This is a genomic window from Mesorhizobium sp. B2-3-4 (genome assembly GCF_006442315.1).
Classification (GTDB): Bacteria; Pseudomonadota; Alphaproteobacteria; order Rhizobiales; family Rhizobiaceae; genus Mesorhizobium.
This window is the reverse complement of sequence record NZ_VFVY01000031.1, coordinates 38,078-63,283: the sequence shown is the minus strand read 5'-3', so window position 1 is coordinate 63,283 and position 25,206 is coordinate 38,078. Positions and strand designations below refer to the sequence as shown.

At 64.7% G+C, this 25,206-nt stretch carries 25 protein-coding genes; 8 read left to right on the top strand and 17 right to left on the bottom strand.

Annotation, left to right across the window (positions count from 1 at the left end; all coding sequences use genetic code 11):
* Positions 1–456: 456 nt before the first annotated feature.
* From FJ967_RS31620 to FJ967_RS31605, 4 genes are all read right to left on the bottom strand, one after another.
* A complete protein-coding gene (locus tag FJ967_RS31620) occupies positions 457–1,146 on the bottom strand; it encodes a PadR family transcriptional regulator (RefSeq protein ID WP_140736240.1) in 690 nt (229 codons plus the stop codon).
* A 160-nt stretch (positions 1,147–1,306) separates the two neighbouring features.
* Positions 1,307–1,687, bottom strand: a complete 381-nt coding sequence (locus tag FJ967_RS31615; RefSeq protein WP_140736239.1) for a DCC1-like thiol-disulfide oxidoreductase family protein — start codon at positions 1,685–1,687, stop codon at positions 1,307–1,309.
* A gap of 2 nt (positions 1,688–1,689) precedes the next feature.
* The gene (locus tag FJ967_RS31610; protein WP_140736238.1) at positions 1,690–2,754 is read right to left on the bottom strand and encodes a DMT family transporter; all 1,065 of its coding nucleotides are present in this window, start codon (positions 2,752–2,754) and stop codon (positions 1,690–1,692) included.
* A gap of 64 nt (positions 2,755–2,818) precedes the next feature.
* The gene (locus tag FJ967_RS31605; RefSeq protein WP_140736237.1) at positions 2,819–3,088 is read right to left on the bottom strand and encodes a DUF333 domain-containing protein; all 270 of its coding nucleotides are present in this window, start codon (positions 3,086–3,088) and stop codon (positions 2,819–2,821) included.
* A 200-nt stretch (positions 3,089–3,288) separates the two neighbouring features.
* Here FJ967_RS31605 and FJ967_RS31600 point away from each other — a divergent pair, with 200 nt between their 5' ends.
* On the top strand, positions 3,289–4,344 hold the full coding sequence (locus tag FJ967_RS31600) for a TauD/TfdA family dioxygenase (protein WP_140736236.1): 1,056 nt from the start codon (positions 3,289–3,291) through the stop codon (positions 4,342–4,344).
* Positions 4,345–4,401: 57 nt separating this feature from the next.
* Here the strand turns inward: FJ967_RS31600 and rpoD are convergent, their stop codons facing one another.
* From rpoD to FJ967_RS31585, 3 genes are all read right to left on the bottom strand, one after another.
* Entirely contained in the window at positions 4,402–6,432 is a 2,031-nt protein-coding gene (gene rpoD / locus FJ967_RS31595) for an RNA polymerase sigma factor RpoD (RefSeq protein WP_140736235.1), read from the bottom strand.
* A gap of 368 nt (positions 6,433–6,800) precedes the next feature.
* Positions 6,801–8,756, bottom strand: a complete 1,956-nt coding sequence (gene dnaG, locus FJ967_RS31590; RefSeq protein WP_140736234.1) for a DNA primase — start codon at positions 8,754–8,756, stop codon at positions 6,801–6,803.
* Between the two features lie 145 nt (positions 8,757–8,901).
* Positions 8,902–9,270 (bottom strand): RcnB family protein, encoded by a 369-nt coding sequence (locus tag FJ967_RS31585; protein ID WP_140736233.1) that lies wholly within the window; start codon positions 9,268–9,270, stop codon positions 8,902–8,904.
* A gap of 377 nt (positions 9,271–9,647) precedes the next feature.
* On the opposite strand from FJ967_RS31585, the gene FJ967_RS31580 reads away from it, so the two are divergent.
* The 3 genes from FJ967_RS31580 (at position 9,648) to FJ967_RS31570 (ending at position 12,951) form a co-directional block, all read left to right on the top strand.
* Positions 9,648–11,312: a Na/Pi cotransporter family protein gene (locus FJ967_RS31580; RefSeq protein WP_140736232.1), complete on the top strand. Its 1,665-nt coding sequence runs from the start codon at positions 9,648–9,650 to the stop codon at positions 11,310–11,312.
* 132 nt (positions 11,313–11,444) lie between these two features.
* Positions 11,445–11,654 (top strand): DUF2061 domain-containing protein, encoded by a 210-nt coding sequence (locus FJ967_RS31575; protein ID WP_140736231.1) that lies wholly within the window; start codon positions 11,445–11,447, stop codon positions 11,652–11,654.
* A 112-nt stretch (positions 11,655–11,766) separates the two neighbouring features.
* The gene (locus FJ967_RS31570) at positions 11,767–12,951 is read left to right on the top strand and encodes an MFS transporter (protein ID WP_140736230.1); all 1,185 of its coding nucleotides are present in this window, start codon (positions 11,767–11,769) and stop codon (positions 12,949–12,951) included.
* Positions 12,952–12,954: 3 nt separating this feature from the next.
* On the opposite strand, the gene FJ967_RS31565 is transcribed toward FJ967_RS31570, so the two are convergent.
* The gene (locus FJ967_RS31565) at positions 12,955–15,225 is read right to left on the bottom strand and encodes a heavy metal translocating P-type ATPase (RefSeq protein ID WP_140736229.1); all 2,271 of its coding nucleotides are present in this window, start codon (positions 15,223–15,225) and stop codon (positions 12,955–12,957) included.
* Between the two features lie 112 nt (positions 15,226–15,337).
* Here FJ967_RS31565 and FJ967_RS31560 point away from each other — a divergent pair, with 112 nt between their 5' ends.
* Both FJ967_RS31560 and FJ967_RS31555 read left to right on the top strand, forming a co-directional pair.
* Positions 15,338–15,754 carry a helix-turn-helix domain-containing protein gene (locus FJ967_RS31560; RefSeq protein WP_140736228.1) on the top strand — a complete coding sequence of 139 codons (417 nt, stop codon included), beginning with the start codon at positions 15,338–15,340 and terminating at the stop codon, positions 15,752–15,754.
* A 3-nt stretch (positions 15,755–15,757) separates the two neighbouring features.
* The gene (locus tag FJ967_RS31555; protein WP_140736227.1) at positions 15,758–16,792 is read left to right on the top strand and encodes a P1 family peptidase; all 1,035 of its coding nucleotides are present in this window, start codon (positions 15,758–15,760) and stop codon (positions 16,790–16,792) included.
* Positions 16,793–16,797: 5 nt separating this feature from the next.
* On the opposite strand, the gene FJ967_RS31550 is transcribed toward FJ967_RS31555, so the two are convergent.
* From FJ967_RS31550 to FJ967_RS31535, 4 genes are all read right to left on the bottom strand, one after another.
* Entirely contained in the window at positions 16,798–17,355 is a 558-nt protein-coding gene (locus FJ967_RS31550; protein ID WP_140736226.1) for a GNAT family N-acetyltransferase, read from the bottom strand.
* A gap of 133 nt (positions 17,356–17,488) precedes the next feature.
* Positions 17,489–18,232 carry an SDR family oxidoreductase gene (locus FJ967_RS31545; protein ID WP_140736225.1) on the bottom strand — a complete coding sequence of 248 codons (744 nt, stop codon included), beginning with the start codon at positions 18,230–18,232 and terminating at the stop codon, positions 17,489–17,491.
* Between the two features lie 114 nt (positions 18,233–18,346).
* Positions 18,347–19,258 (bottom strand): AraC family transcriptional regulator, encoded by a 912-nt coding sequence (locus FJ967_RS31540; protein WP_140736224.1) that lies wholly within the window; start codon positions 19,256–19,258, stop codon positions 18,347–18,349.
* Positions 19,259–19,394: 136 nt separating this feature from the next.
* Positions 19,395–20,105 carry a DNA helicase gene (locus FJ967_RS31535; RefSeq protein WP_140736223.1) on the bottom strand — a complete coding sequence of 237 codons (711 nt, stop codon included), beginning with the start codon at positions 20,103–20,105 and terminating at the stop codon, positions 19,395–19,397.
* A gap of 382 nt (positions 20,106–20,487) precedes the next feature.
* On the opposite strand from FJ967_RS31535, the gene FJ967_RS31530 reads away from it, so the two are divergent.
* Positions 20,488–21,468, top strand: coding sequence for a hypothetical protein (locus FJ967_RS31530; RefSeq protein ID WP_140736222.1), 981 nt, complete (start codon positions 20,488–20,490; stop codon positions 21,466–21,468).
* A 16-nt stretch (positions 21,469–21,484) separates the two neighbouring features.
* Here FJ967_RS31530 and FJ967_RS31525 read toward each other — a convergent pair whose 3' ends face one another.
* Positions 21,485–22,189 carry a DUF4336 domain-containing protein gene (locus FJ967_RS31525; protein WP_140736221.1) on the bottom strand — a complete coding sequence of 235 codons (705 nt, stop codon included), beginning with the start codon at positions 22,187–22,189 and terminating at the stop codon, positions 21,485–21,487.
* Between the two features lie 134 nt (positions 22,190–22,323).
* Between FJ967_RS31525 and FJ967_RS31520 the strand changes: the two genes are divergently transcribed.
* Complete coding sequence (locus FJ967_RS31520) at positions 22,324–22,920, top strand: TetR/AcrR family transcriptional regulator (RefSeq protein ID WP_140736220.1); 597 nt, start codon at positions 22,324–22,326, stop codon at positions 22,918–22,920.
* 26 nt (positions 22,921–22,946) lie between these two features.
* On the opposite strand, the gene FJ967_RS31515 is transcribed toward FJ967_RS31520, so the two are convergent.
* The 4 genes from FJ967_RS31515 to FJ967_RS31500 form a co-directional block, all read right to left on the bottom strand.
* Entirely contained in the window at positions 22,947–23,291 is a 345-nt protein-coding gene (locus FJ967_RS31515) for a DoxX family protein (RefSeq protein ID WP_246675456.1), read from the bottom strand.
* Between the two features lie 26 nt (positions 23,292–23,317).
* Positions 23,318–23,671: a VOC family protein gene (locus FJ967_RS31510; protein ID WP_140736218.1), complete on the bottom strand. Its 354-nt coding sequence runs from the start codon at positions 23,669–23,671 to the stop codon at positions 23,318–23,320.
* Between the two features lie 76 nt (positions 23,672–23,747).
* Positions 23,748–24,530, bottom strand: coding sequence for a helix-turn-helix domain-containing protein (locus FJ967_RS31505; RefSeq protein ID WP_140736217.1), 783 nt, complete (start codon positions 24,528–24,530; stop codon positions 23,748–23,750).
* Positions 24,531–24,573: 43 nt separating this feature from the next.
* Entirely contained in the window at positions 24,574–25,023 is a 450-nt protein-coding gene (locus tag FJ967_RS31500) for a GatB/YqeY domain-containing protein (RefSeq protein WP_140736216.1), read from the bottom strand.
* Between the last annotated feature and the right edge of the window lie 183 nt (positions 25,024–25,206).

Genomic DNA, 25,206 nt, shown 5'->3' with positions numbered 1-25,206 from the left:
TGGCCCCTGTGCAATACAGGAACCAGCCCTTAAATCTACCAGCTCAATGAACCGTCCAACTTTCGGGGGTCAGTTCACGCCCCGGGCTTTTTTTGCTGTGTGGCGACAGCGTGCATGGCAGCTTGGTGCATGCATTGTCTGACGCTGCGCTGGTCGACCCCTACTCCGTCTCGGCTCGCCGAGACACCTAGCCGGGGCGAGCCACGGTCTCGCCCGTCCTTCGGACCCCCCGATCGACGGGGTAGAGGAAGGGCGCGAGCCTATTGCCGCCAACGCTTCTCCAACGAGGCTCCCTTCCTTTCCCTCCAGAGGGGGAAAAGGTGGTGCTGCGAAGCAGTGACGGATTGGGGGAACCACATCGCAATCAAGCTGCAGGCCGATCAGTCACGCCAATCACAGAAGATGTGTGCATAGCGTAGCACGTCCGCGGGGGCCAGGAACCCGCTCTTGCCGGCGCTAGCGGTGCGACAAGGCTTCCAGCGCGTCGGCTGCGGCTTCGAGGATGCTCATGGCCTCGGCCTGCTTGTCCTGCGGCGCATCGACGATGTCGCTCAGCGCGGCACGCAGCCGGTGGCGCAGGGCGCGGAACTGGTCACGCGATTCCGAACGCTCGCCACGTCCGCCGCGGCGGTCCTCGCCATCGTCGTTCCAGCCGAACCAGTCGCGCGCCTTGGCCATCTTGCGACCGAAGCGTTCGAGGTGTTCGAGCACGCCGTCGATCATTTCGCGGTTGTCGGCGAGATGCGCCTGGCCAGCCTCGGTGATGGAAAACACCTTCTTGTTGCCTTCGCTCGAAGACAAGGCATAACCGGCCTCTTCCAGGAAGGTCAGCGTCGGATAGACCACGCCCGGGCTCGGGCTGTAGATGCCGCTGGTGCGCTCTTCCAGCGCCTTGATGATGTCGTAGCCATGGCGCGGCGCCTCGGCCAGCAGCGACAGCGTGATCAGCTTGAGGTCGCCGTCGGCCAGCATGCGCCCGGCGCGAAAGAAATCGCCCGGGCCGCCGCGGCCACCGCCGCCCCTGCCCCCGAACGGGCCGAAACCGCCGCCGCCCCTGCCGCCGAACTTGCCGGCCATGTGCATGAACATGCGCTCGCCGAAATGATGACGGTCGGAATGATCGTGTCCAAAATTGTGCTTGTGCATTGATTGCTCCTTGAGTTCTATCTTACGATATATCTTAAGTAGGCGCACTCAATCGCTGAGTCAAGATATATCTTACGATGTATCTGATATCGGGCCAAGCGCTATCCGCAGCGCCAAAGCGCGGACGCGGCAAGACTTGATGGCGTGCGGTGGAAAGGAGCTACCAGCGGCGTTTGCGGCGGTTCCAGCCGTAAAGCAGATCGGCGAAGCGATCATAGGCAAGGCGGGTCAGCGGCAAGATGAGGCGGTTGCCGAACAGGCTCGCCAGCCAGCCTTCGCCCGGCGTCGCCCTCCACACCGCGATCGCCACATCGGCGCCGACCAGCAGCCTGCCCTCGGCATCGGTCGCATGCAGCCGCCGGCGGATGTCTTCCAGCGAGGCGCCATGCGACGACAGCGCATCCGGCTCCAGATTGATGTCGCGGAACGCGACCCGCCCAGCCTTGACCGCCTCGATCAGCCGCCGTCTCTGCCTGTCGATGCCGGCGTCACAAACCGGACAGCGCGTGTTGTACCAGACGGTCAGCGCCCGACCCGACATGATCAGCCGTGGCCGTGCCGAAGGTGAAGGTCGGGATAGTGCGGATGCTTGTGGCGCATGGGCGCATGGCGGTGCCAGTGCGAATGCGGCTCGCTGACCGGCCCGTCATGATGATGCTGGTGATGCTCGTCATGCACATGGCTGTGCTCATGCTCCAGCGCTTCATGGTCGTGCTCGTGATCATGGCGCTCGGACAGATGCAGCCACAGGCCAACCCCCATCAGCAGACCGGCAACACCGAGCTTGAGCGTGACGGCGTCGCCCAGCATCAGGATCGCCAGCAACGCGCCGATAAAGGGAGCGAGCGAATAATAGGCCCCCGTGCGTGCCGTGCCGAGATGGCGCAGCGCCAGGATGAACATGACGAGGCTGACACCGATGCCGAAGAAACCGACGGCGGCCGTGGCCATCACCGTGGTCGCAGCCGGAAACGTCGCGCCGGAGGCGAGCGCCAGCCCGACATTGGCGGCACCCGCCACCAACCCCTTCAGCATGGCGATGGCCACCGGATCGGCGGCCGATATCTTGCGGGTGAAATTGTTGTCCAGGCCCCATGCCAGGCAGGCCCCGGCGACAAGCAGCGCGCCAAGATTGAAGGCAATGCCTTGCCCCTCCCAGGACAGCAGCAGCGCTCCCGCCAGAATGGCGAAGGCGCCGAAGAGCAGCCGTCGGTCGACATTCTCGCGATAGACGAGCCAGGCGATGGCCATGGTCGCGAGACCTTCCAGATTGAGCAGCAGGGCGGAACTGGACGCCGTGTTGAGAGTAAGGCCGAACATCAGCAGAACCGGCCCGACGATGCCGCCCATGCCGATCGCCAGCGCCAGCCACGGAATATCCGCGCTGGTCAGGCGGGCCTCGCCGGCATTGGCCTGCCCGCCGCGCAACAGGCGGTAGAGCGCCAGCCCGACACCTGCGCCGAGATACAACAGACCGGCCAGCATGAACGGGCTGACGCCGTCGAGCAGCAGCTTGGACAGCGGCGGCGTCGCGCCAAACAAGGCGGCCGAGCCGAGGGCAAGCGGCACGCCGGGCCACAGATGCGAATGGGAATGTGCTTCGGACATGACTCACCCTATCACGGTCGCGCGCCATGTCATCGACGGCTGACGTGGATGTCAGATAGCCGTGCTATTTGCGGCGCATGGCGGCCTTGGGCCCGATGCATTTGTTGTCGCGAAACAGCGCCCACTCCTCGCACAGGCGTCCGTTGGGCAGCCGGCAGAAGCCGTATTCATTGCCGGCCTTGTCCTTCCTGACCACGAAGCGGCCGCCGATCGCCCCGCAATGCACCGATGCCGGATTGGCCATGCCGACGGCCTTTGGGGCCGCCGCGCCGGCATCGACCGGCAACAACGATGTCAAGGCAAAGCCGACAGCCGCTATCGAAAAACTGTTCATGCGATATCTCCTGGCCATCAATCCACCACGGTGAGACATGCTGCCCCGAGGCAAACTGTCAACATATCGAAACGCAAGGCCCTCGGAACCGACATCCTGAATTTGGTTTGAGAACCAGACCGATTGCGGCAATCTCACTTTCGTTCGGCAGCCTGCGGAAATCCAGCCGACATCCCGACCGATCAACCAGGGAGTTTTTGATGCGCGAGACAGCCCTGCCGCCGCAACAGATCGACATCCCCGCCGCCTGGACCGGCGAGCACATGACCAGGCATCCAGAGAAATGGCTGGTCGAGCTGGACCCGCGCGACGTCGCGGAACTGGAAGCTGCCGCAGCCGGCTTCCTTGCGCGCTCGCACGATATCGGCAGCCTGACCGCGGCGGATTTTCCCTTGCCCCGCCTCGGCGGCCATCTTGCGACCTTGCGCGAAAAACTCATCGCGGGCATCGGCTTCGAGGTGCTGCGCGGTCTCCCCGTCGAGAGATATTCCGCTGCAATGGCGGCAACGATTTTCTGTGGTATCGGCGCCCATCTGGGAAGCGCACGGTCCCAGAATGCCCAGGGCCACATCCTCGGCCATGTCCGCGACATCGGCGCCGACGCCAGGGACGCCACCACCCGCATCTACCAGACGGCGGAGCGCCAGACCTTTCACACCGATTCCGCCGATGTTGTCGGCCTGCTCTGCCTGCGCGATGCCATGCAGGGCGGCGAGTCGCTGCTGGTCAGTACGGTGACGATCTACAACGAGATGCGCAAAGGCCGACCCGACCTGGTCCGCCTGCTGTTTGACCCGATCCCCACCGACCGGCGCGGCGAAATACCGGAAGGGCAAAAACCCTACTTCGAAATCCCGGTCCTCAACTGGCATGCGGGGCTGTTGACCGGCATTTACCAGCGCCAGTACGTCGACAGCGCCCAGCGTTTCCCCGATGCCATGCGGCTTACCCCGGCCCATGTCGAAGCGCTGGATCTCTTCGACAGCCTGGCCAATGATCCCATGCTGAACCTGTCGATGCGGCTTCAGCCCGGCGACATGCAGTTCGTCTACAACCATTCGCTGCTGCACGACCGCATGGGGTTTCGCGATTGGCCTGACCCGGACAGGCGGCGCCATATGCTGCGGCTGTGGCTGTCGATCCCCGGCGACCGCCCGCTGCCGGACTGCTTCCGGCAGCGCTACGGCTCGATAGAGATCGGCGACCGCGGCGGCATCATCGTCAAGGGGACGCGGCTGAACGTGCCGTTGCCTTGACGCCTGAACGAAAAAGGGCGCCACTCGGCGCCCTAATTCTTCGTGTCCGACAAGAACTCAGCTGTCGAGGAAGCTGCGCAGCTTGCGCGACCGGCTCGGGTGCTTGAGCTTGCGCAGCGCCTTGGCTTCGATCTGGCGGATACGCTCGCGGGTGACCGAGAACTGCTGGCCGACTTCTTCCAGCGTGTGGTCGGTGTTCATGCCGATGCCGAAGCGCATGCGCAGCACACGTTCCTCGCGCGGCGTCAGCGAGGCGAGCACCCGCGTGGTGGTCTCGCGCAGATTGGCCTGGATCGCCGCGTCGATCGGCAGGATCGCCATCTTGTCCTCGATGAAATCGCCCAGGTGCGAATCCTCCTCGTCGCCGACAGGCGTTTCGAGCGAGATCGGCTCCTTGGCGATCTTCAGCACCTTGCGCACTTTTTCGAGCGGCATTGCGAGCTTTTCGGCCAGTTCCTCCGGCGTCGGCTCGCGGCCGATCTCGTGCAGCATCTGGCGCGAGGTGCGCACGATCTTGTTGATCGTCTCGATCATGTGCACCGGAATGCGGATGGTGCGCGCCTGGTCGGCGATCGAACGCGTGATCGCCTGCCGGATCCACCATGTCGCGTAGGTCGAGAACTTGTAGCCGCGGCGGTATTCGAATTTGTCGACCGCCTTCATCAGGCCGATATTGCCTTCCTGGATCAGATCGAGGAACTGCAGGCCGCGATTGGTGTACTTCTTGGCGATGGAGATGACGAGGCGCAGATTGGCCTCGACCATTTCCTTCTTGGCGATCGCGGCTTCGCGCTCACCCTTCTGCACCTGGTTGACGATCTTGCGGAATTCCAGGATCGAAATCGCCGTTTCGGTGGCCAGGTGCTGGATCTCGGCGCGCAGGTCCTTGATCGCGTCCTTCTCGTTCTTGGTGAACTCCTTCCAGCCGCGCGAGGTCAGGTTGGCGATCGAGCGCGTCCAGTTCGGGTCGAGCTCGGAACCCTGATATTCCTTCAGGAACTCCTCGCGGCGCACGCCGTAGCTTTCGGCGAGCCTGAGCAGCTTGCCCTCGTTCTGCACCAGGCGCTTGTTGATGTCGTAGAGCTGCTCGACCAGCGCCTCGATGCGCGCGGTGTTGAGCGACAGCGACTTCACCGCCTTGATCAGCTGGTCCTTGAGCTCCTTCAGCCGGCGGTCCTGGCTGGGCGACAGCGTGCCTGCGGCGGCAAGCCTGTTCTCGACCTGCTGGTCCTGCAGCTTCCTGAGCTTCTTATAGGTGTCGGCGATGACGTCGAGCGTCTCCATCACCTGCGGACGCAGTTCCGCTTCCATCGCCGCCAGCGACAGGCTGGCCTCGTCCTCGTCTTCCTCGTCGTCGTCGCCGATGCCGCGCGTGTCGGCGCCGACATTGGTGATGTCGTCTTCCTCGTCGCGCGCCGCGCCGCGGCGTGGCTTCTCCTCGACCTTGGGCGCTTCCTCGACGCGCTCGACGACAGGCGCCTGCTTGGCTTCGGGACCCGCATAGGTGGCTTCGAGGTCGATGATCTCGCGCAGCAGGATCTTGGATTCGTTGAGCTCGTCGCGCCAGATGATGATGGCCTGGAAGGTCAGCGGGCTTTCGCACAGGCCCGCGATCATCGTCTCGCGGCCGGCCTCGATGCGCTTGGCGATGGCGATTTCGCCCTCGCGCGACAGAAGCTCCACCGAGCCCATTTCGCGCAGATACATGCGCACCGGATCGTCGGTGCGGTCGGTCGGCTCTTTCTTGGTGGTGGTCGCCGCGACCGCGGTGCCGGTCTGTTCGGCCAGTTCGTTGGCGTCTTCCTCGGCATCGGCCGCGGTGTCGCCGGCCTCGGCCTCTTCGCCCTGCTCGTCGTCCTCGACGACGTTGATGCCCATGTCGGACAGCATCGCCATCGTGTCCTCGATCTGCTCGGAGGTCACTTCCTCGGAAGGCAGCACCGAATTCAGCTCGTCCATGGTGACATAGCCGCGCTTCTTGGCGGCCTTGATCATCTTCTTGACAGCATCATCGGAAAGGTCGAGCAGGGGCCCATCGGTGGCGCCTTCGCGTTCGGTCTCGACCTCTTCCTTTTCCTTTGTCGCCATAGTTTTTATCTTCTCCTAGCGGCCAGGCATCTAGGCCGCGTAAGCTGTCGGACCAGTCAAATCGGATACGCTCGTTTTGAAACGCGCTTCACCGGGCCACTAACTTCATTGATCGTTAAGTCCAGATTAACCCTGATATCTGTGGCAGGCTGCCGTGCCTGTCCAGTGACCAGTACCTCACATCGCTGCATTTCCCGTCGACGCGGGTGCGGGTTAACGTTTCGAATCGTCCTGATTCCGCCATTCTGTCCGAAGGTCAAGCGCCTCTGGCATGATTCGCATGAAAAAAGCGAATCAATTACCCGACTTAGCGCGCCTCGCCCCCAGGGGAAGCGTGATCGCGCCTTCACTTCTGTACGCAGCTGCACCTAGGCTCGCCCGGCCCTGCCCGAGGAGACGCCGAATCCTTCGATCAGCGCTTCCGTCGCTTGTACATCCTGAAATTGCGCCTGAATTTCGATCAGGTGGCGGAAGTTCTCGTCCGAAGGATCCGCCTCGAGCGCCGCTTCCGCCTGTTTCAGTTCCTTATGTAAGGTGCGCGCGCTGCGCTGCAAGTGCAGCGCCTGGTTGAGCGCGTCACGGGCATCCTCGAGTGCGGCCGTTTCCAGCGCCGGCCATTGCCGCGCCCGCCTGATCAGGCCGACCGCACGTTCCCAGATTTCGGCGCAACCGGCGCGCTCGATCGTCGCCACCACGGCGTGGCGGTCATTGGCCATGTCATGCGCCATCGCATCGAGGATGGCGGCATGCAGCCGGTTCAGGTCCGAATTGGCGAGGTCGAGGAATTCGACATGGGCGAAGTTCTCGTCGATCAGCGCCGGATGGTTGACCAGCGCCACGATGATCGTCGCCTCACGCACCGACATGGCCTCGCCGCGCTTGACCATCGCCGACTGGCCAAGGCTTTCGGTGATCGCAATACGGCCGCCGCCTCCCTTGGCGAATTGTCCGCCGGGCGCGGGCTTGCCTTGCTGGCCACGCTCGCCCTGGCGCCAGCCCTGCTGGCCCTGCCGGTTGCCGCGCTGCGAACCGAAGAAGCTCTGCTCGCGCTCGCGCATTTCCTGCTGGTAGTGATAGCGCGTACTCTCGTCGCGGATGCGGCCGGTCAGTTCGCGCAGCGTCTTTCCCAGCGCCGCCCGCCGCTCCGGCGTGTCGAAGACGCCACCCGACGTCTCGCGCATCCATAGCAGGTCGACCAGCGGCCGCGCGTCGGAGAGCACAGCGCGGAAGGCGTCCGGCCCCTCGGCCTTGACCAGGTCGTCGGGGTCCTTGCCTTCCGGCAGCAGCGCAAAGCGCGCCGAGCGGCCGGCTTCGACCGATGGCAGCGCCAGATCGGCGGCCCGCCATGCCGCCTTCAGCCCGGCCTTGTCGCCGTCGAAGCACAGCATCGGCTCCGGCGCCATGCGCCACAGAAGTTCGAGCTGGTTTTCGGTGAGCGCGGTGCCGAGCGGCGCCACGGCGTTCTCGAAACCGGCCTGCGCCAGCGCGATCACGTCCATATAGCCTTCCACGGCAATCACCGTGCCACCCTTGGCCAGTGCCCCCTTTGATAGCGCTTGGCGGGCGCGGGCGAAATTGTAGAGCACATTGCCCTTGTGGAAGAGCTCGGTGTCGGGCGAATTCATGTATTTGGCGAGCGCGTCGGGCGCCAGCGCACGGCCGCCGAAGGCGATGATCTTGCCGCGTGAATCCGGGATCGGGAACATGATGCGGTCGCGGAACCAGTCATAGGAGACCGGGATGTCGTCGCCATGGCGCACCAGCCCGCAGGCTTCGATGTCGGCTTTCGGCACGCCCCTGGCCGCCAGATGTTCCTTCAGCGCATTGCGGCTGTCGGGAGCGAAGCCCAGCCGGAACGACTGCTGGGTCGCCGGCGTCAGCCCACGGTCACGCAGATAGGCACGGGCCTTGGCGCCCTCGGGCCCCTGCAGCCGCTCCTGGAAGAAGACGGTCGCCATTTCCATGACGTCGGTCAGGCTGGCGCGCTCCTTCTCGCGGCGCTCCTCCCGCTCATCGCGAACCGGCATCGGCACGCCGGCCATGTCGGCGATCTTCTCGACCGCTTCGGGAAAGCTCAATCCTTCGAGTTCGGTCAGGAACTTGAAATGGTCACCCGAGACCGAGCAGCCGAAACAGTGGTAACGCCCCTTCTTGTCCTCGCAGTGGAAGGACGGGCTCTTTTCGCCGTGAAACGGACAGCAGGCCCAATAGTCGCCGCGCGAGGCATTGGTCTTCCTCCTGTCCCACGCGACGCGCTGGCCGATGACCGAGGAGATCGGTACACGGTCGCGTATCTCGTCGAGAAAGGCGGGCGGAAAGCGCATAGGGGAACTCGTTTCGCCACCATATAATCATGCCGGCGATTTCAGACGACCCCTAATGCGGACGATGCCCGGTTTCCACAGGGGCGAAAACAGAAAGGCGGCCTTCGCAGGCCGCCTTTCGCTGTCAGTCAGTTCATGCGCAGGCTTACTGCGCGGCAAGCGCGCCGAAGATGACGCCCGAGAGGATGCCGACCAGCACATAGTCATTGCCGACGCGGATCCACTCCTGGCCACGGCCGGGACGGTGCAGGCCGTAGCGGCCATAGTCGCGGATCGGCTGGTGACGCTTCCAGTTCGAATATTTCTGGCCGTTGCGCCAGTTGTTGGGCTTCACCACGACCTTCTTCTTCACGATGACGCGCTTCTTGACATCCCGGTGGTTGGGCTTCTGCCAGTCAACCTTCGTGAAGTTCGACTGCGGCGCGACCGGAGCATTCATCGGCGCGGCCTGGCCGGTGAGCGAGGTGGCGGCCAGCATCGAGAAAGCGAGAGCGGAAATAACAATGCGTTTCATCAGAAGTCTCCTTGTTGTCGATGCCCGAGGAATAACCGCCAACGGATGAACTGAAACTGAACGGCTGCATTACAATTGTGTAATGAATTCCTTCGCTTATTCCAGGAATTTGAACATCGCCGCCAAGATCGGCGGCGAGAGTGCCGAAGATCCGGCCGGTCCGCCTCCCGGCCCCCTGCAACCATTTGCCGACCCGTCCATTTTCCGACACGGGCCGTCGCTTGACGGCGGACCTGAAAATCGACAAATTTTCATTATCCGGCTAAAATATTCCGGCTATATTCCAAGGCTGCCATGTTCATGATTCGCACCCTCGCCTTCGCCACCGACCGCCATGCCGCCCACGGCGTGCGCGGCGCCCGCATGCAGGCGCCGCGATGAGCGGTTCGGTCGTCCTCCTGCATCTGGCCGGCGCCGTCGCGCTGATGCTGTTTGCCACCCGCATGGTCAAGACCGGCGTCGAGCGCGCCTATGGCGATGTGCTGCGCCACAAACTGCGCGCCACCATGCGCAATCCCATCATGGCGGTGCTGGCCGGCACCGGCCTTGCGATCGCGCTGCAAAGCTCCACGGCAGTCACCTTGCTGGTCGGCTCCTTCGCCGGCTCCGGCATTGTCTCGGGTGCCGCCGGGCAGTTGGCGGTGCGCGGCGCCGAGATCGGCTCGGCGCTGGTGGTCAAGCTCCTGACCTTCGACCTCACCCTTCTGGTGCCGCTCTGCCTGATAGCAGGCACGGTGATGTTCATGGCCACCGAGCGGCGCGACTGGCGCCAGACCGGCCGCATCCTGGTCGGCATCGGCCTTTTGATCCTGTCGCTGGAAATGATCGGCCAGGCGTCGGAGCCGTTGCGCAACAGCCAGCTCATGCCGGTCATCATCAACTACTTCTCCACCGATTCCATCACCGCCTATCTCCTGGCGGCGCTGATCACCTGGCTGTTCCAGTCGAGCATCGCGGCGGTCCTGTTGATGGCGACGCTGGCCGGCCGCGGCCTGATCAGCCCCGAACTCGGCGTTGTCCTCATCCTCGGCGTCAATCTCGGCTCCTCGATCATCGCGCCGATGCTGACCCGCTCGGCCGGGCCCGCCGTGCGCGTCGTGCCGATCGGCAATCTCCTGATGCGCGGGCTGGGCTCGCTGGTGATGCTGATCCTGTTCATGATCTTCAAGCCGCATGTCGGCTTCCTCGGTGCCACGGCCGCGAACCAGATCGTCAACGCCCATATCCTGTTCAACGTCATCATCCTGCTCGCGGGCCTGCCGCTGGCCGGCCTCGTCTACCGCGCCTCCGAAAAGATCGTGACGCTGGGCGCCAGGCCGGTGCCGGCCGCCACGCTGGACGTCGTCGAGCTGTCGGCGCTCAATGAAAGCGCCCTCGAGGTGCCGAGCCAGGCGCTGGCCAACGCCACCCGCGAAGTGGTGCGGGTCTGCGAGACGGTCGAGATCATGCTCAAGCGCATCATCGAACTCTACGAGAGCGCCGACAGCGACAAGATCAAGGCGCTGGCGGCCCTCGACGACCGCGTCGACCGCCGGCACGCGGCCATAAAACTCTACCTCGCCAAGGTCACCAAGAACCCGCTCACCGAGGACGAGGCGCTGCGCTGCCAGGAACTGATCGGCGCCTGCGTCAAGCTCGAGCAGGTCGGCGACATCATCGTGCGCAACATGCTGGTGCATGTGAAGAAGAAGCTCGAACACGGCCTGGAATTCACGCCCGAGGGCTGGCGCGAGCTCTGCGCCTTCCACGCCTCGGTGCTGGCCAATGCGCGGCTGGCCTTCAACGTGCTGGTCTCGCGCGATCCCGAAACCGCCCGCCAGCTCGTGCTCGAAAAGGACCAGTTGCGCGACCGCGAGAAGGAAACCAGCGCCAGCCATTTCCTGCGGCTGCGCGAAGGCACCCCCAGGAGCGTTGAAACCAGTTCGATCCATCTCGACACCATCCGCGACCTCAAGCAGATCAACTCGCTGCTGGCGTCGATGGCCTATCCCGTGCTGGAAGAGCGCGGCCTGCTCTTCGGATCGCGGCTGAAGGCGAGCTGAAACGGCGAGGGTTTGCCGGACGCGCGTCAATTTGAGGACACCGGATCCGTCATCCCGGCAGGAGCGGCCAATTAGGCTTTGCTTATCCAGGCGTCCGTCGGCTAAGCATCCGTTTCCACCGGGAGGAAATCGATGGACACTCATTCGCGCAGTTTCGCCAAGGCGCTTTCCTGGCGCGTGACCGGCACCATCGATACGATGATCATCTCTCTGGTTGTCACCGGAAGCATCAAGCTCGCGGCCGCGATCGGCGTGACGGAGGTCTTCACCAAGTCGCTGCTCTACTATTTTCATGAGCGGGCCTGGCTGAAGATTCCCTACGGACGCAAATCCGCGACCTGACGGGCCGGCTGCCACGGCCGGTCAAGAAAACCTAAACCGGCGACAAAAATTTCTGGATTGCCTGCCGCCTCCATCCATGGTTTGAGCCCTCCACTTCGGGGGTTCTCATTTCATGTCGCTGCCGCTCATCGCCCTGTTCATTGCCGCTTTCGCTTTCGGTACCACCGAGTTCGTCATCGCCGGCGTGCTGCCGCAGGTGGCGCAAGGGCTTGGCGTTTCGGTTCCCACTTCGGGCTATCTCGTCTCCGGCTATGCCTGCGGCATCGCCATCGGCGGTCCGCTATTGGCGCTCGCCACCAAGAGCCTGCCGCGCAAGACCTTGCTGATCGGCCTGGCCGTCGCCTTCACCATCGGCCAGGCGGCCTGCGCGCTGGCGCCCGACTTCACCTCCATGCTGTTGCTGCGCATTGCCGTGGCGGTCGCGCATGGCGCCTATTTCGGCGTCGCCATGGTGGTCGCGGTCGGCCTCGTACCGGAGGAAAAGCGCGGCATGGCCGTCGCCGTCATCCTGTCGGGCCTCACCGTCTCCAATGTCATCGGCGTGCCGGCCGGCACCGCCATCGGCAACATCTGGGGCTGGCGCGCCACCTTCTGGGTTATGTGTGCGCTGGGCGTGGCGGCAACCCTTGCCATGGCTGTCCTGTTGCCGCGTACAACAGGGCATCAGACCAGATCCGCCAGCTTTGCCAGCGAGGTCCGCGCGCTGGCGCGCCAGCAGGTCTGGACCTCGCTGGTCCTGATGCTGATGCTGATGCTCGGCCAGTTCTGCCTGTTCACCTACATCACCCCGACGCTGCTGGAAGTGACGGGGCTCGATGAAAACCTGGTGCCCTGGGTGCTGCTGCTCAACGGCGTCGGCGCCACGCTTGGCGTCTTCCTCGGCGGCAAGCTGTCGGACTGGAAACTGATGCCGTCGCTGATCACCATGCTCGCTTTGCAGGCGGTGACGCTGGCCGTTATCTATGCCGTCAGCCCCTACCCCGTGCCGATGGTTCTCGCGATCATCGTCTGGGGCGGTCTCAACTTCTCCATCGGCACGCCGATCCAGACCCGCATCCTGGCCTGGACGGCGGACGCGTCCGGCCTCGCCGCCTCGCTCATCCCGTCCGGATTCAATATCGGCATCGCGCTGGCCGCCTCGCTCGGTGCCGCCATGCTCAATGCCGGCTACGGCTACCGTAGCCTGCCGGTGGCTGGCGCCTTGGCCATGCTGGTCGCCGTCATCGTCGCCGTTGCCTCGCATATCTGGGAGCGCCGCGCCGACGTCAGGCCGCCACTGCCCGCGGCGGCGAAGTAGATCTCAGCCGCGCCAGCGCAACAGCCGCATGGCGTTAGCCGTCACCAGCACGGTGGCGCCGGTGTCGGCCAGGATCGCTGGCCACAGGCCGGTGATGCCGGCAATGGTGGTGACCAGGAACACCGCCTTCAGCCCCAGCGCCACGGTGATGTTCTGGCCGATATTGGCCATCACCGCCCGCGACAACAGCACCATGCGCGCGACATCGGCGACGCGGCCGTGCAGGATCGCCGCATCCGCCGTCTCCAGCGCCACGTCGGTGCCGCCGCCCATGGCGATGCCGATGTCGGCGGCGGCAAGCGCGGGCGCGTCATTGATGCCGTCGCCGACCTTGGCGACCTTCAGCCCCTGGCGCTGCAGCTCGCCGACGATGCGCTGCTTGTCCTGCGGCAGCAGTTCCGCCCGCGCCTCGATGCCGAGCGACGCGGCGATGGCTTCGGCCGTGCGCCTGTTGTCGCCGGTCAGCATGACGGCGCGGATGCCTTCGCCCTTCAGCGCGGCAATGCCGGCGGCCGCGTCCGGCCTCGGCTCGTCGCGCATGGCGATCAGGCCGGCCACCGCGCCATCGGCGACAAGCACCGAGACGGTCTTGCCTTGTCCATTCAGGCTATCGATTGCAAGGCGCTGCGCTTGCGTCATATCGGCACGCTCGCCCGCCGCCGGGCCTGATCCCAGGAAGACAGCCACGCCGCCGACACTGCCTTCGACGCCCTTGCCCGAAATCGCCTTGGCGGCCACAGCCGGCGGCACCTGCGTTTTTTCGGCCTTGGCCCGGTTGAGGATCGCGACCGCCAGTGGATGGCTGGAGCCCTGCTCGAGAGCCGCCGCCAGCCCAAGCACGGTGGATTCATCGCGGCCATAGGCGACAATGTCGGTCACCACGGGCTTGCCCGCGGTCAGCGTGCCGGTCTTGTCGAAGGCGACCGCGGTGATGCGGCGAAAGCCTTCCAGCACAGCGCCGCCCTTCACCAGCAGGCCGCGCCGCGCGCCGGTCGCCAGACCCGCGGCGATGGCCGCCGGTGTCGAGATGACCAGCGCGCAGGGACAGCCGATCAGAAGGATCGCCAGACCCTTGTAGATCCATTCGTTCCAGTCGCCGCCGGCGAGCAGCGGCGGCAGCACGGCCACGAGCGCGCCCACCACCAGCACGCCGGGCGTATAGATGCGCGAGAAGCGGTCGATGAAGCGCTCCGTCGGCGCCTTGGCTTCCTGCGCCTCCTCCACCAGCCGCACGACGCGGGCGATGGTGTTGTCTGAAGCAGCCGCCGTCACCCGCACCTTGAGCACACCGTCAATGCTGATCGTGCCGGCAAAGACGGGCTCGGAAACGCTTTTGCGCTTCGGCGTGCTCTCACCGGTCACCGGCGCCTCGTCGATATCGCTCGATCCCTCCATTATCTCGCCATCGGCCGGGATGCGATCGCCCGGCCGCACCACAATCAAATCGCCCACGCCAAGCTGGTCGGCGGGAACTTCCGCCGTGCCGCCCGCCCGCTCGACAAGGGCCGTCTTCGGCACCAGATCGGCCAGGCCCTGGATGCTGGCGCGCGCCCGGCCGGCGGCGACCCCTTCGAGCAGCTCGCCGATCAGGAACAGCACGACCACGGCGGCGGCCTCCTCGGTGGCGTCGATCATCACAGCGCCGGTCGCGGCGATGGTCATCAGCGTCTCGATCGAGAACGGCGTGCCGGCGAGCGCCGCCATCAGCGCGCGCCGCGCGATCGGCACCAGACCGACCAGGAGAGCCGCCAGGAAAACCCAGCGCTCGGTGGCCGGGAAGAGATGGCCGATGCCATAGGCGGCCAGAAGTGCGGCGGCGCAGGCAAGCGTCAACGCCGCGCGGCGGGTGCGCCACCATGCCTGGCCCGGTTCGGCATCGCTGTGGAGATGGGCCGACCCCGTGGCCACCTCGGCCGTTTTCCCGCCGGCGTGGTCATGATCGTGGCCCTCATGGTCGTGACCTTCATGACCGTGATCCGCGTGGCTATGACTGGCATGGTCGTGTGCCCCGGACGCCGGCGAGGCGCGCTGGTTCGTTCCGGCTTCCGCCCTGGCGATGCCGTAGCCCAGCTGCGCCACCTGCTTGAGCACCTTGTCGTCGTCGAGCGGGCCGCCATGGCTGACGGTCATCGAGGCGCCGGTCACCGAAACGGAGACATCGGCGACCCCGTCGAGGCGGCGCACCGCCGTATCGATCTTGGCCGCGCAGGAAGCGCAGTCCATGCCGCCGATCTTGAAGCGCGTCTGCCTGATTTCATCCGAGGGAGCCGTCATCACATCACCTGTCTGCTTTTCACCCGCTCGGGCATGCCGCCGCACGGGTCTTGAACCCTGATGTCAGGCAATGTAATTGCTCTAGTCACTAGAGCTTCAAGAGGAAAATTTCATGTTTTCGATTGGCGATCTCTCGCGCCGCACCGGCGTCAAGGTGCCGACCATCCGCTATTACGAGCAGATGGGCCTGGTGTCGGCGCCCGAACGTTCGGAAGGCAACCAGCGCCGTTACTCCAGGCAGGAGCTCGAGCGGCTGGCCTTCATCCGCCACGCCCGCGACCTCGGCTTCGCCGTCGAGGACATCCGCGCGCTGATCGATCTCAGCTTCCATCCCGAGCAGCCCTGCGGCCATGCCGACAAGATCGCGCAGGAGCAGCTCGCCTCCGTGCGCGAAAAGATCGCCCGTCTGAGGCGGCTGGAGGCCGAACTCGAACGCATCGCCACCTGCTGCGACGGCAAGACGGTCGGCGACTGCTATGTCATTCGCGCGCTGTCCGACCACGCGCTTTGCGCCGACGAGCATGTCTGAGGCATGACGAGGACCGCCGCCGATTTCGGCCTGACCTGCGGCAGCTTGCCGGCGGGTGCACACAACGCGATCACCGACGTGCCCGGCGTGCGAGTCGGCCACTGCACACTGCGCGACGGCGACATCAACACCGGCGTGACCGCGATCCTGCCGCATGGCGGAAACCTGTTCCGCAGGAAGGTGACGGCGGCAAGCCATGTCATCAACGGCTTCGGCAAGAGCGTCGGCCTGATGCAGGTTCAGGAACTCGGCACCATCGAGACGCCTGTCCTGTTGACCAACACGCTCTCGGTCGGCGCCTGCGCCACGGCGCTGATCCGTGACGCCATCCGCCAGAACCCCGATATCGGCCGCACTACCGGGACGGTCAATCCGGTGGTCGGCGAATGCAATGACGGCCCGTTGAGCGATATCCAGGCCCTGGCCGTATCGGAAGAGCATGCGCTTGCCGCGCTGGCGGACGCGCGGGAGGGCGCGATCGAGCAGGGCAATGTCGGCGCCGGGACGGGAATGAGCTGCTTCGGTTTCAAGGGCGGCATCGGCTCGGCGTCCAGGAAGATCGCGCTTGGCGGCGGCCATCATCTTGGCGTCCTCGTCCTGTCGAATTTCGGCAGATCCGGCGACCTCGTGCTGCCCGACGGGCGCCGGCCCGATCCCAGACGGCGGCCCGAGGCCGAACGCGGCTCGATCATGATCGTGCTGGCGACCGATGTGCCGCTCGAACACCGCCAGCTCGAGCGCGTGGCGCGCCGCGCCGGTGCCGGCATCGCCAGGCTCGGCTCCTTCTGGGGCAGCGGCAGCGGCGATATCGCCATCGCCTTCAGCACCGCCAACCCGGTCGACCACGACGAAAGCCGCGATCTGGTGCCGCTGCTCGCCCTCAACGAGGCGCGCATCGACCTGCTTTTCCGGGCGGCGGCGGATGCGACGCAGGAGGCGGTGCTCAACTCAATGCTGTCGACCGAGGCCTTCACCGGCAGGGCCGGCACGCACCGCGCCTCGCTCGCCGACTGGCTCGACGACCGGGTCAAACGGTAACGCGCCTAGAGATCGATCCGGAACCGCAGGCTCTCCACTCCGCCATAGGCGGCGTCCTCGAAGAAACGCTCGACCAGCCGGCCGCCATTGGCCAGGATCACCTTGTGCGAGGCCGGATTGCCGGGCTTGGCGGTGATCTCGACATGGGGAAGGCCGATCACCCTCGCCTCGCCCAGCATCAGCCGCAAGGCCTGCGTTGCGTAACCACGCCCTTGCTTCCAGGGCACGACGGCATAGCCGATATGGCCAAGCACATGCGACGGCAGGTCCGCCGTGCCCTTCTGCCAGCGAAAGCCGATCGAGCCCGATGCCTCGCCGTCCCAGATCCAGCGACGGAACCCTGGCAAGCGCGGCACTTGCGTGCCGTCAGGCAAGGTAATCGGGCCGCCCCTGGCCTCGGGGTCGTCAAGGCTGGCCAGGAAAGCAGCCGGATCCTGATCTATAGCCGCCAGTTGCTCGCGCGTCGCCTCCATCAGCCGCACATTGTCGGGCGACCAGCCGCGCTCGAGCGCCGCCTTGTAGGACGGCAGATGTTCGAGCGCGGGTTTGACGATCTCCACCATGATGTGTGCTCCTGGCTGCAGGCATAGCCGTGGCCGACACGGCACTCAAGCCGGCACCGCCGGAAGGCGCACAGGCCAGCAGGGCCCTGGGAACGGTTCGATCCCGGACATGACGGGCCCGGGATCGGAAGGATCAGCCGGCGTTCGCCAGGGCGACCGCATCCGCGCCGGCCGGAAACCGCAGCCGGCCATCGCTGTCGTGCACGGCGGCCCAGACAGCCTCGGCGACATCGGTTTCCCTGGTCGTCATCGCGGGCCGGGCGAAGCTTGCGAAGATCGGCGCCGCGAAGTCGGCATAGGCTTGTGGTATCAGGTCCTCGACAGGCAGCGAGGTGTTGTGGGCGAACCGCGTCGTCGGCGCGTATCCGGGCTCGACCAGCTTGGCGCGGACGTTGAAATAACCGAGCTCGTGCGCCAGAGACCCGGTGAAACCCTCGATAGCCTGCTTGCTCGCGGTATAGGCGGCCGCCAGCGGCATGGCCGCCAGTGTGGCGCTGGAGGTGACGTTGACGATCACGCCGGCGCGGCGTTCGCGCATCTGCGGGATCACCGCCTGCGTCATTGCCATCACGCCAAGCGTATTGGTTTCGAAGATGTGTCGGATGTGCGGGATGGGTGTCGCCTCGAAGGCGCCGACGACCCCAATGCCGGCATTGTTGACGAGAGCATCGATCGGACCGGCGGCTTCGATCGTCGCGGCGATGCTTTGCTGGCTGGTGACGTCCAGCGGCAGGATCCGCAGGCGCTCGGAACGCGGCAGGATATCCTGTCGCGGCGACCGCATGGTGGCAATGACATTCCACCCGCCGGCGAGGAAGTGGCGGGCCGTCTCCAGGCCATAGCCGGAAGAACAGCCGGTGATCAGGATCGTTTGCATGGGTAAGCTCCTTTGGTTTCGATGAAACCTTGTTAGGCTTGCCCAGACAGACGATCCATAATTAACCGTCCTTATTTTGTTTCTAATCGTCCAAAAATCAGATCGAACTTCTACTCACGCCCTCGTTGCGCTGCCGGCCCCGCCACGGGCGAACTTGCCGGGAGAACAGCCGAGCCGCTTTCTGAAGGCGGTGCTGAAAGCGCTCGCGGATTCGTAGCCGATCTCTTCGGCAATCCTGTCCAGCGTCTTGGAACCTCGCATCAGCGCATCCTTGGCGAGCGCCATGCGCCATCGCACCAGATACTCTATCGGCCCGCATCCAAGCACGTCGCCGAAACGCGCCGCGAAGGCCGAGCGCGAGAGGCCGGCAATCCCGGCGAGTTCCGCGACCGTCCAACCGGCCCGGACATCTGCATGCATGGCGCGAAGCACTCGCGCCAGCATGGGATCGCGCATCCCGTTGAGCAGGCCTGCCACACCGCCATCCATGCCGCGCCATCGCAGAGCCTCGACGAGCAGCACCTCGAGCAGTCGCTGCAGGACCATCTCCTTGCCGGGCTCGTCATTCTCGCACTCTTCCATGATCAGTTGGATGGTCTTGCCGAGCCTCCCGGCGCGACCTTGCGAAGCCGGTACATGGACGACGCGCGGAAGCAGTGCCAGCAACAGCGCGGCATTGACCGGCTCGATCCGGAACGTCCCGCCGAGCGCGACGAAATCGGCCTCCCCGTCCCGGTCGCCATACTGGACGGCAATATCCATCGGCTGCCGAAGCTCGCACTCGGCCCCCGGATGGCTGCTCAGCGAAAAGGGCGGCGTGGAGGGCAAAAGGAGGAAATCCCCCCTCTCCAGCTTCACAGGCTGCTGCCCCTCGAAAGCGATCCAGCACTCGCCCTCGACGATGATCGTGAAACCAGGTGCGTCATAGGCGGCGTAACGCACGCCCCACCGGCCGCGTCCCCTGATGGGTTTCGAGATCGCGGTGCTGGGTTGAAGAAGAGCGATGACGTCGCTGAGCGGGTCCATTCAAGACGACCGGTAATTATTAAAGGCGCATTCATTCTAGAGCGTCCTAGGACGGTGTACAGCCCCAGTACGTCGCAAGGCTCTGGCAAAGCAACTGTACCCGGCCGGAGCGTCGCCAGCGACCCCGCCGCCATGTTCAAGTCGGCTGGAAGCGGATTTCGCCCTTGTTTAGAAAGCAGGTCTTGCTGAACAGCGACAGGTCGAGCAGGTTGGGCAGCCTGATATCGCCCACATCAGGGACCGGCTTCGTCGACAGCTCATAGGAACGGTCGATCTGCGAAATGAAGACCAGGATGAGGCCTCTTTCGCCCGCGAACGATCGCAGGTGGCGCACCTGCGTCATCAGGTCCGGATTTTCCCGCCTCTGGTCGAGCAGTTGCAGATAGTCGATCACCACCAGCGTGCCGGAGGCGGCCGTGGCCAATCGTTCCATCATGTATTCGGCACAGATGGCGTCGGAATTGTCGAAGTCGAACCGGCCCTCGAATTGCGTCGGCTCGACCCCGATCGCGCGAAATCTGCCGAGAATGTCGGCCTGCGTGTATTCCAGCGTGAAGAACACACTGCGCCGGCCGCATCGCATGGCTTCAATCGCCAGTTCGAGGCTCATCAGCGTCTTGCCGTGGCCCGGCCGCGCGCCGACCAGCACGAGGTCGCCGGGCGTCAGTCGGGCAAACAATCTGCCGGCGGGGCTGGTTTCGGCGTCCCTCGCCGCAAGCAGCCCCCAGCTTACAAAACCCTCTTGGGCCGCGATGCGGTCGAGTGCTTCGTGCAGCGGTATGCCGTCCTTGCGGGACAGCAGCCTGGCTTGACGCTTCAGTGAATAGACGGGCGCGGACAGTCTCATCGCAAAACCTCCTGATGCGAGCAGTCTGCGCAACCCCTCCTCATGCCTGATGCTCGAACAGTCGGTTCGGTGATTGGATGGCCCGGCATGACAGATGCTTTCCCGGCGGAGGGAGGAGGCGTGGGCCACGCCAGAATCAGATCATAGCGCAATCCCGGCGGATCGAAAATCGGGGGTCGGGTCGCCTGTGAGACGCCAACCGCAAGCCTTGAGCCAGCATGCCGGAGTATCGGTGGTTCGCGCCGGTGCGGATTTTCGAGCCTGTCCGCCGCCGCGCTGAACAAGAAGTGTTTCGCCTGGAGATGCGAGGCATTTTATGATCTGCGCCAGGTGATTCACCGGCGCGGAATAACGAAACGCCCTCGACAGGAGAATTGATCCGGTGCGGTTGAGATCTGTCCCGTTGGGTGCCCTCGTCGCCCTCAGCCTGCTCGTCACCGTCATTGCCATGACGGCGACCGTCCGCTCCTTTGCCGCGCCCTCGGCCGTTCCGGCATGGCTGCAGGCCCATGTCGGCGATGCCGACGGCCAGATTTCGCAAGTGGTGCTGGAGCGGGCGCGGGCGCTTTACCAGAAGAAAGTGGCCCAGGGCGCCGTCCACAATCCCTGCTACTTCGCCATGGACGCCACCCGTCCGGGCGATCTCGGCAATGGCGTGCTCGGGCGCCGCTACTATGTCGTGTGCGAGGCCAGCCAGTCGTTCCGGGCGATTTCGTCAGGCCATGGCGGCGGCCGAAACCTCAAGGGCACCGTCGATTTCTCGAACGGCAGGCGCTGCGCCAGGAACTTCGGCAATGCCATGGATTCGGAGCTGACCGCCGGCGGCGCCTATATGACCCGCGAAGCGAAAACTTCGTTCAAGGGTTTTTATCGCACCGCCGCGAAACAGGACGTGGCCTTCCAGCGCACCTTCATCCAGTTCGACGGCGAAGGCGAGGCCGCCAACGCCCGCCAGCGCGTCATCGGCGGCCACGCGGCGCAGGTGCTGCGCACCATGTGCATGCGCAAGAGCCCGAAGAGCTCCTACGCCGACCATGACGGCATGGTGCCGTTCGGCAAGCTGGTGGACTATGCCGGCGGCCGCAGCAATGGCTGCACCAGCTGGTCGCCGGCGGATGCGCAGCAGCTTATCTCGATGGTCAAGGACAACCCGACCACGCTCTACATCTACCCGGAATCACGCGATATCGCCGCCGTGGCGAGCAGCCATTCGTCGGGCGCCTACTGGAACGCTTCCTGCCTGAAGGAGATCGGCGCGCCGAAATTCTGGCCACGCAAAACCCTCGAGCCGATGATCGCCCAATACCGGAAAGACCATCCGGCGCCCCCGGCGCAGCCCTTGCCGATCTGCAAGGAGCCGTGAGCTTCGCGCCTCGGGATCACGAACGAACCAGCCAGCGAAAGGCGCGCCGCAGAAATGCCTGGCCGCCTTCGGTGACCGGTTCGCCATGCGCCATCAGAACCTTTTCGGCCGGCCAGGCCAGGACGAGCTCCATGGCGGCGCGCGCGGCGGACCGATCGGTGAAGGCGGCACGGAACTTTCGCGGCACCGACGGTTCGGCAGCCACCATCAGGTCGAGCCGGGCGACCAGCGCCCGCCAGCCCTTGAACCATCCCCGGGGGAAATGCTGGATGAGATCGGTGAACAGGCCCGTTTTGCTCTCGCGATGAAAGAAGACGATCTCGGTGGTGATCCGGTTGCCGCGGATGGCGACCTGGTCGAGATCATCAGCCCACTCGGCCGCCGGCCCGTCGCCGAGATCGCCGTCGAACCGGATATCGCCGCGTTTTTCACGCAAGCCCGGCGGCGCGTAGACCTTGGCGTCGGGGTAGCCGCGCTGCCAGTCGGCGAGGAACACATGATGAAGCGAGTTGGGCGCGATCAGGAAGCGCACCTCGCCCAAGGCATTGACCTCGGCGCGAAGCGCATCCGTCAGCGCGACCGGCGACCAGATGAAACGGCCGCCGGCCGACAGACGGATGACGGCTATGCGGGTCGGATAATGGAAGCCGACCGCCGCCGTCACATCAAGACCGTCGGCGATCCAGATGCCAGCTCCGAATTCCCTGAGATTATCAACCATTTTGCACAACGCTTCCGATTGATCCGCTTGAATTCCCGGACGCCACGGCCGACCGTTCGGCCCGGGTGAACGATTGATGTGGCAGCGATAAACCCATATTTTACATCAGTGTAAATTTACACTACGGTATAAAAATGACAACCCCAAAGCGAACCGACCGGTCGCGAACCCTCATCCTCGATGCCGCCGATCGGGCGTTCCGGGAGCTTGGATTCGTCAACGTGTCTGTCGAGGAAATAGCGACGCGCGCGGGGTTGACCCGCAAGACCGTCTACAATCTGTTCAGTTCGAAAGAAGAGATCGCGCTGCGGCTCATAGCCAGTGTCGAGGCGGACGACAATGCCTATCGCGTCCGCATGGCAGCGAACGAGGACGTGCTCAAATTGCTGGAGATCGTGCTCACCGACAGTGCGCGCTGGTGCCTGGCTAATCCTTCCCTTGCCCGGCTCGCTCTGGCCCCGGCCGAGCGGCCGTCTCTGCGGCCGCCCCCCGACCGCCCGTCCTTCCAGCGCCTGGTGCGGGATATCCTGGTGCTCGGCCAGCGGCAAGGCGTCATCCGCCGCGACGACGACGCCGACTTCATGGCGCTGGTGCTGCTCGGCATCTATGGCCAGGCAATGCTTTCGGCGCTCTCCGGCGGTTCGTTCGGCGAGGACGAGATCAGGCACCTGATCCGCATCGTCGTCGAAGGGATCGGCGAACGTTCGCTGAACCGAAGCGGCAGACCCTGACGGTTACCCGCCTTGGCTTCAAGCCCTTAATGCGGATTGGCCGCGAGCAGCAAGCCGCCGATGACGGCGATGTTGATGGTGAAGGCGGAGCGCAGACCCTGCCGCTCCGGTCCGGAATAACGCCAGAAATCGAGCATCATCACGCTTGCCGCGATCGTGAACACGACAAGCGCCAGAGACGCATAGGGCCGGCCCATGCCGGTTGCGAGGCAAAGGCCGGCGATGATCTCGACGCTCGACCCGGCGGCGAGCAGGACCGCCGGGAAAGGAAAATGCCGCTCCGCCAACTGCGCTGCGATCGTCCTGAACTTCAGGAAATGCCCGGCTCCGGCCCAGACGAAAACACCGCCAAGCAAAACGAAGCCAAGCATTTGGGTCAGCCCGGCCATGGCGCGTGTCAAGTCGCCGACCAGACGGCGAGTTCATACCCGTCCGGATCCTCGAAATGAAAACGGCGGCCGCCCGGAAATTCGAAAACCGGCTTGACGATCCTGCCGCCGGCTTGCTCGATCCGCTTCTGCGTCACACCGAGATCATCGGCATAGAGGATAACCAGCGGCCCGCCCGGCTTGATCGCGCCGCCTGTCGTAAGTCCTCCAGTCAGGCGGCCGTCGTTGAATTCGCAATAGGTCGGGCCATAGTCGGTGAAGGTCCAGCCGAATGCCTTGCCGTAGAATTCGCGCGAGCGCGCAATGTCGCTGACGTTGAATTCGATATTGTCGATCCGGCGATCATTGCCTGCGGTGCCCATGGCGCATCCTCTCGTCGTTGCATGTCTGGGGAAGGATGCCGCCGGGGCCGCCGGCGGTCTTGAAGAAAACGGCCACTCAACCCGCCAGTTGGCGAACGAACGCACGCGCCGTCATGCCGCTGAGCGTCTGGACCTCGCGGCTAAGATGGGCCTGGTCGGCATAGCCGGTCGCATAGGCCATGTCGGCCAGGCCAGCATTCGGGGAACGCCGCGCCAGCGCCTGGAACCTTTGAAAGCGCAGGATGCGTACCAGCGTCTTGGGTCCGTAGCCGAACAGGTCGCGGCTCCTGCGGCGCAGCGTCCGCTCGCTGAGACCGAGCCGGCTCACCAGGCGCGACATCCCCTCGCCCTGATAGCCGGCATTGTCCTGAAGGATGGAGAATATCGCGGCTCCGTCGCGAAAAGGCGCTTCGACCGACGAGGCCATCCCGGCCAGCAGGTTCTGCAGCAATCCGGCCTGCTCATCGAAGCCCGATACGTCTTGCAACCGCCCGACGACATCGCTCGCCCGCGCACCCCAGATATCGCGCATGTCGATCTCGCTGCCGACGATCTCCGTCATCGGCAGGCCGAGCCAGCGGGCTGCCGCACCTGGCCGGAAGCGCATGCCGAGCACGGTTGACCCCGGCCTCAGATCGGGGTTGGCGGCCGTGATGTCGGGACCGACGGCGACAAGGCGGCCGTCATGCCATAGAAGATCGACACAGCCGTCTGGAACGACGGCGATACCGCCCGCATGATCATCCGGGATGGAATGTTTCCACACGCACAAAAAGTGCTCGCGCAGGGCGGGCACGGGCGCTGCTTCCGAATATCGCCCGACGCAACCGGCAAGAACCGTCTTTGCCCTGGTCTCCACCCGCGCATTCCCCGCTGTCGTGATGGGAAGCCTTGCGGCAGGCCTACTGCAGCAGCCCCTTGACGATGCCGCTGGCCTTGCCGAAATCCATTTGGCCGGCATATTTCTGCTTCAGCGCGGCGATCACCTTGCCCATGTCCTTCTGGCTGGATGCGCCGGTAGCCGCGATCGCTTCGCGCGCCGCTGCGGTGATTGCCGTATCGTCGAGCTGCGTCGGCAGGAAGTCGCGGATGATTTCCATCTCGCCGCGCTCCTGCGCCGCCAGTTCCGGCCGCTTGCCGTCCTCGAACGCCTTGGCCGATTCCTCGCGCTGCTTCACCATCTTGGCCAGGATCTGCAGGATTTCCTCGTCGCTGGCCGGGTCCTTGCCCGCGCCTCGATTGGCGATGTCGCGGTCCTGAATGGCGGCCTGGATCAGCCGCAATGTCGGCAGCCGGTGCTTGTCCTGCGCCTTCATCGCGGTCTTCAGGGATTCGGCGATTTTTCCGCGCATTGATCTCTCTCCTTCGGTCGGCGCGGACAATAGCGCCGGGGGCAAGCCAACGCAAACTCTCATCTGTCGGAGCAAGCCTCTGATATTCCTCAATGAAATAAATCGCGGCGGCATTTGGCATCGTCATTGACCGCCTTGTCCCCTTCCCCTATGTACTGGGCCTTGCATGAACTGAAGCTTGAG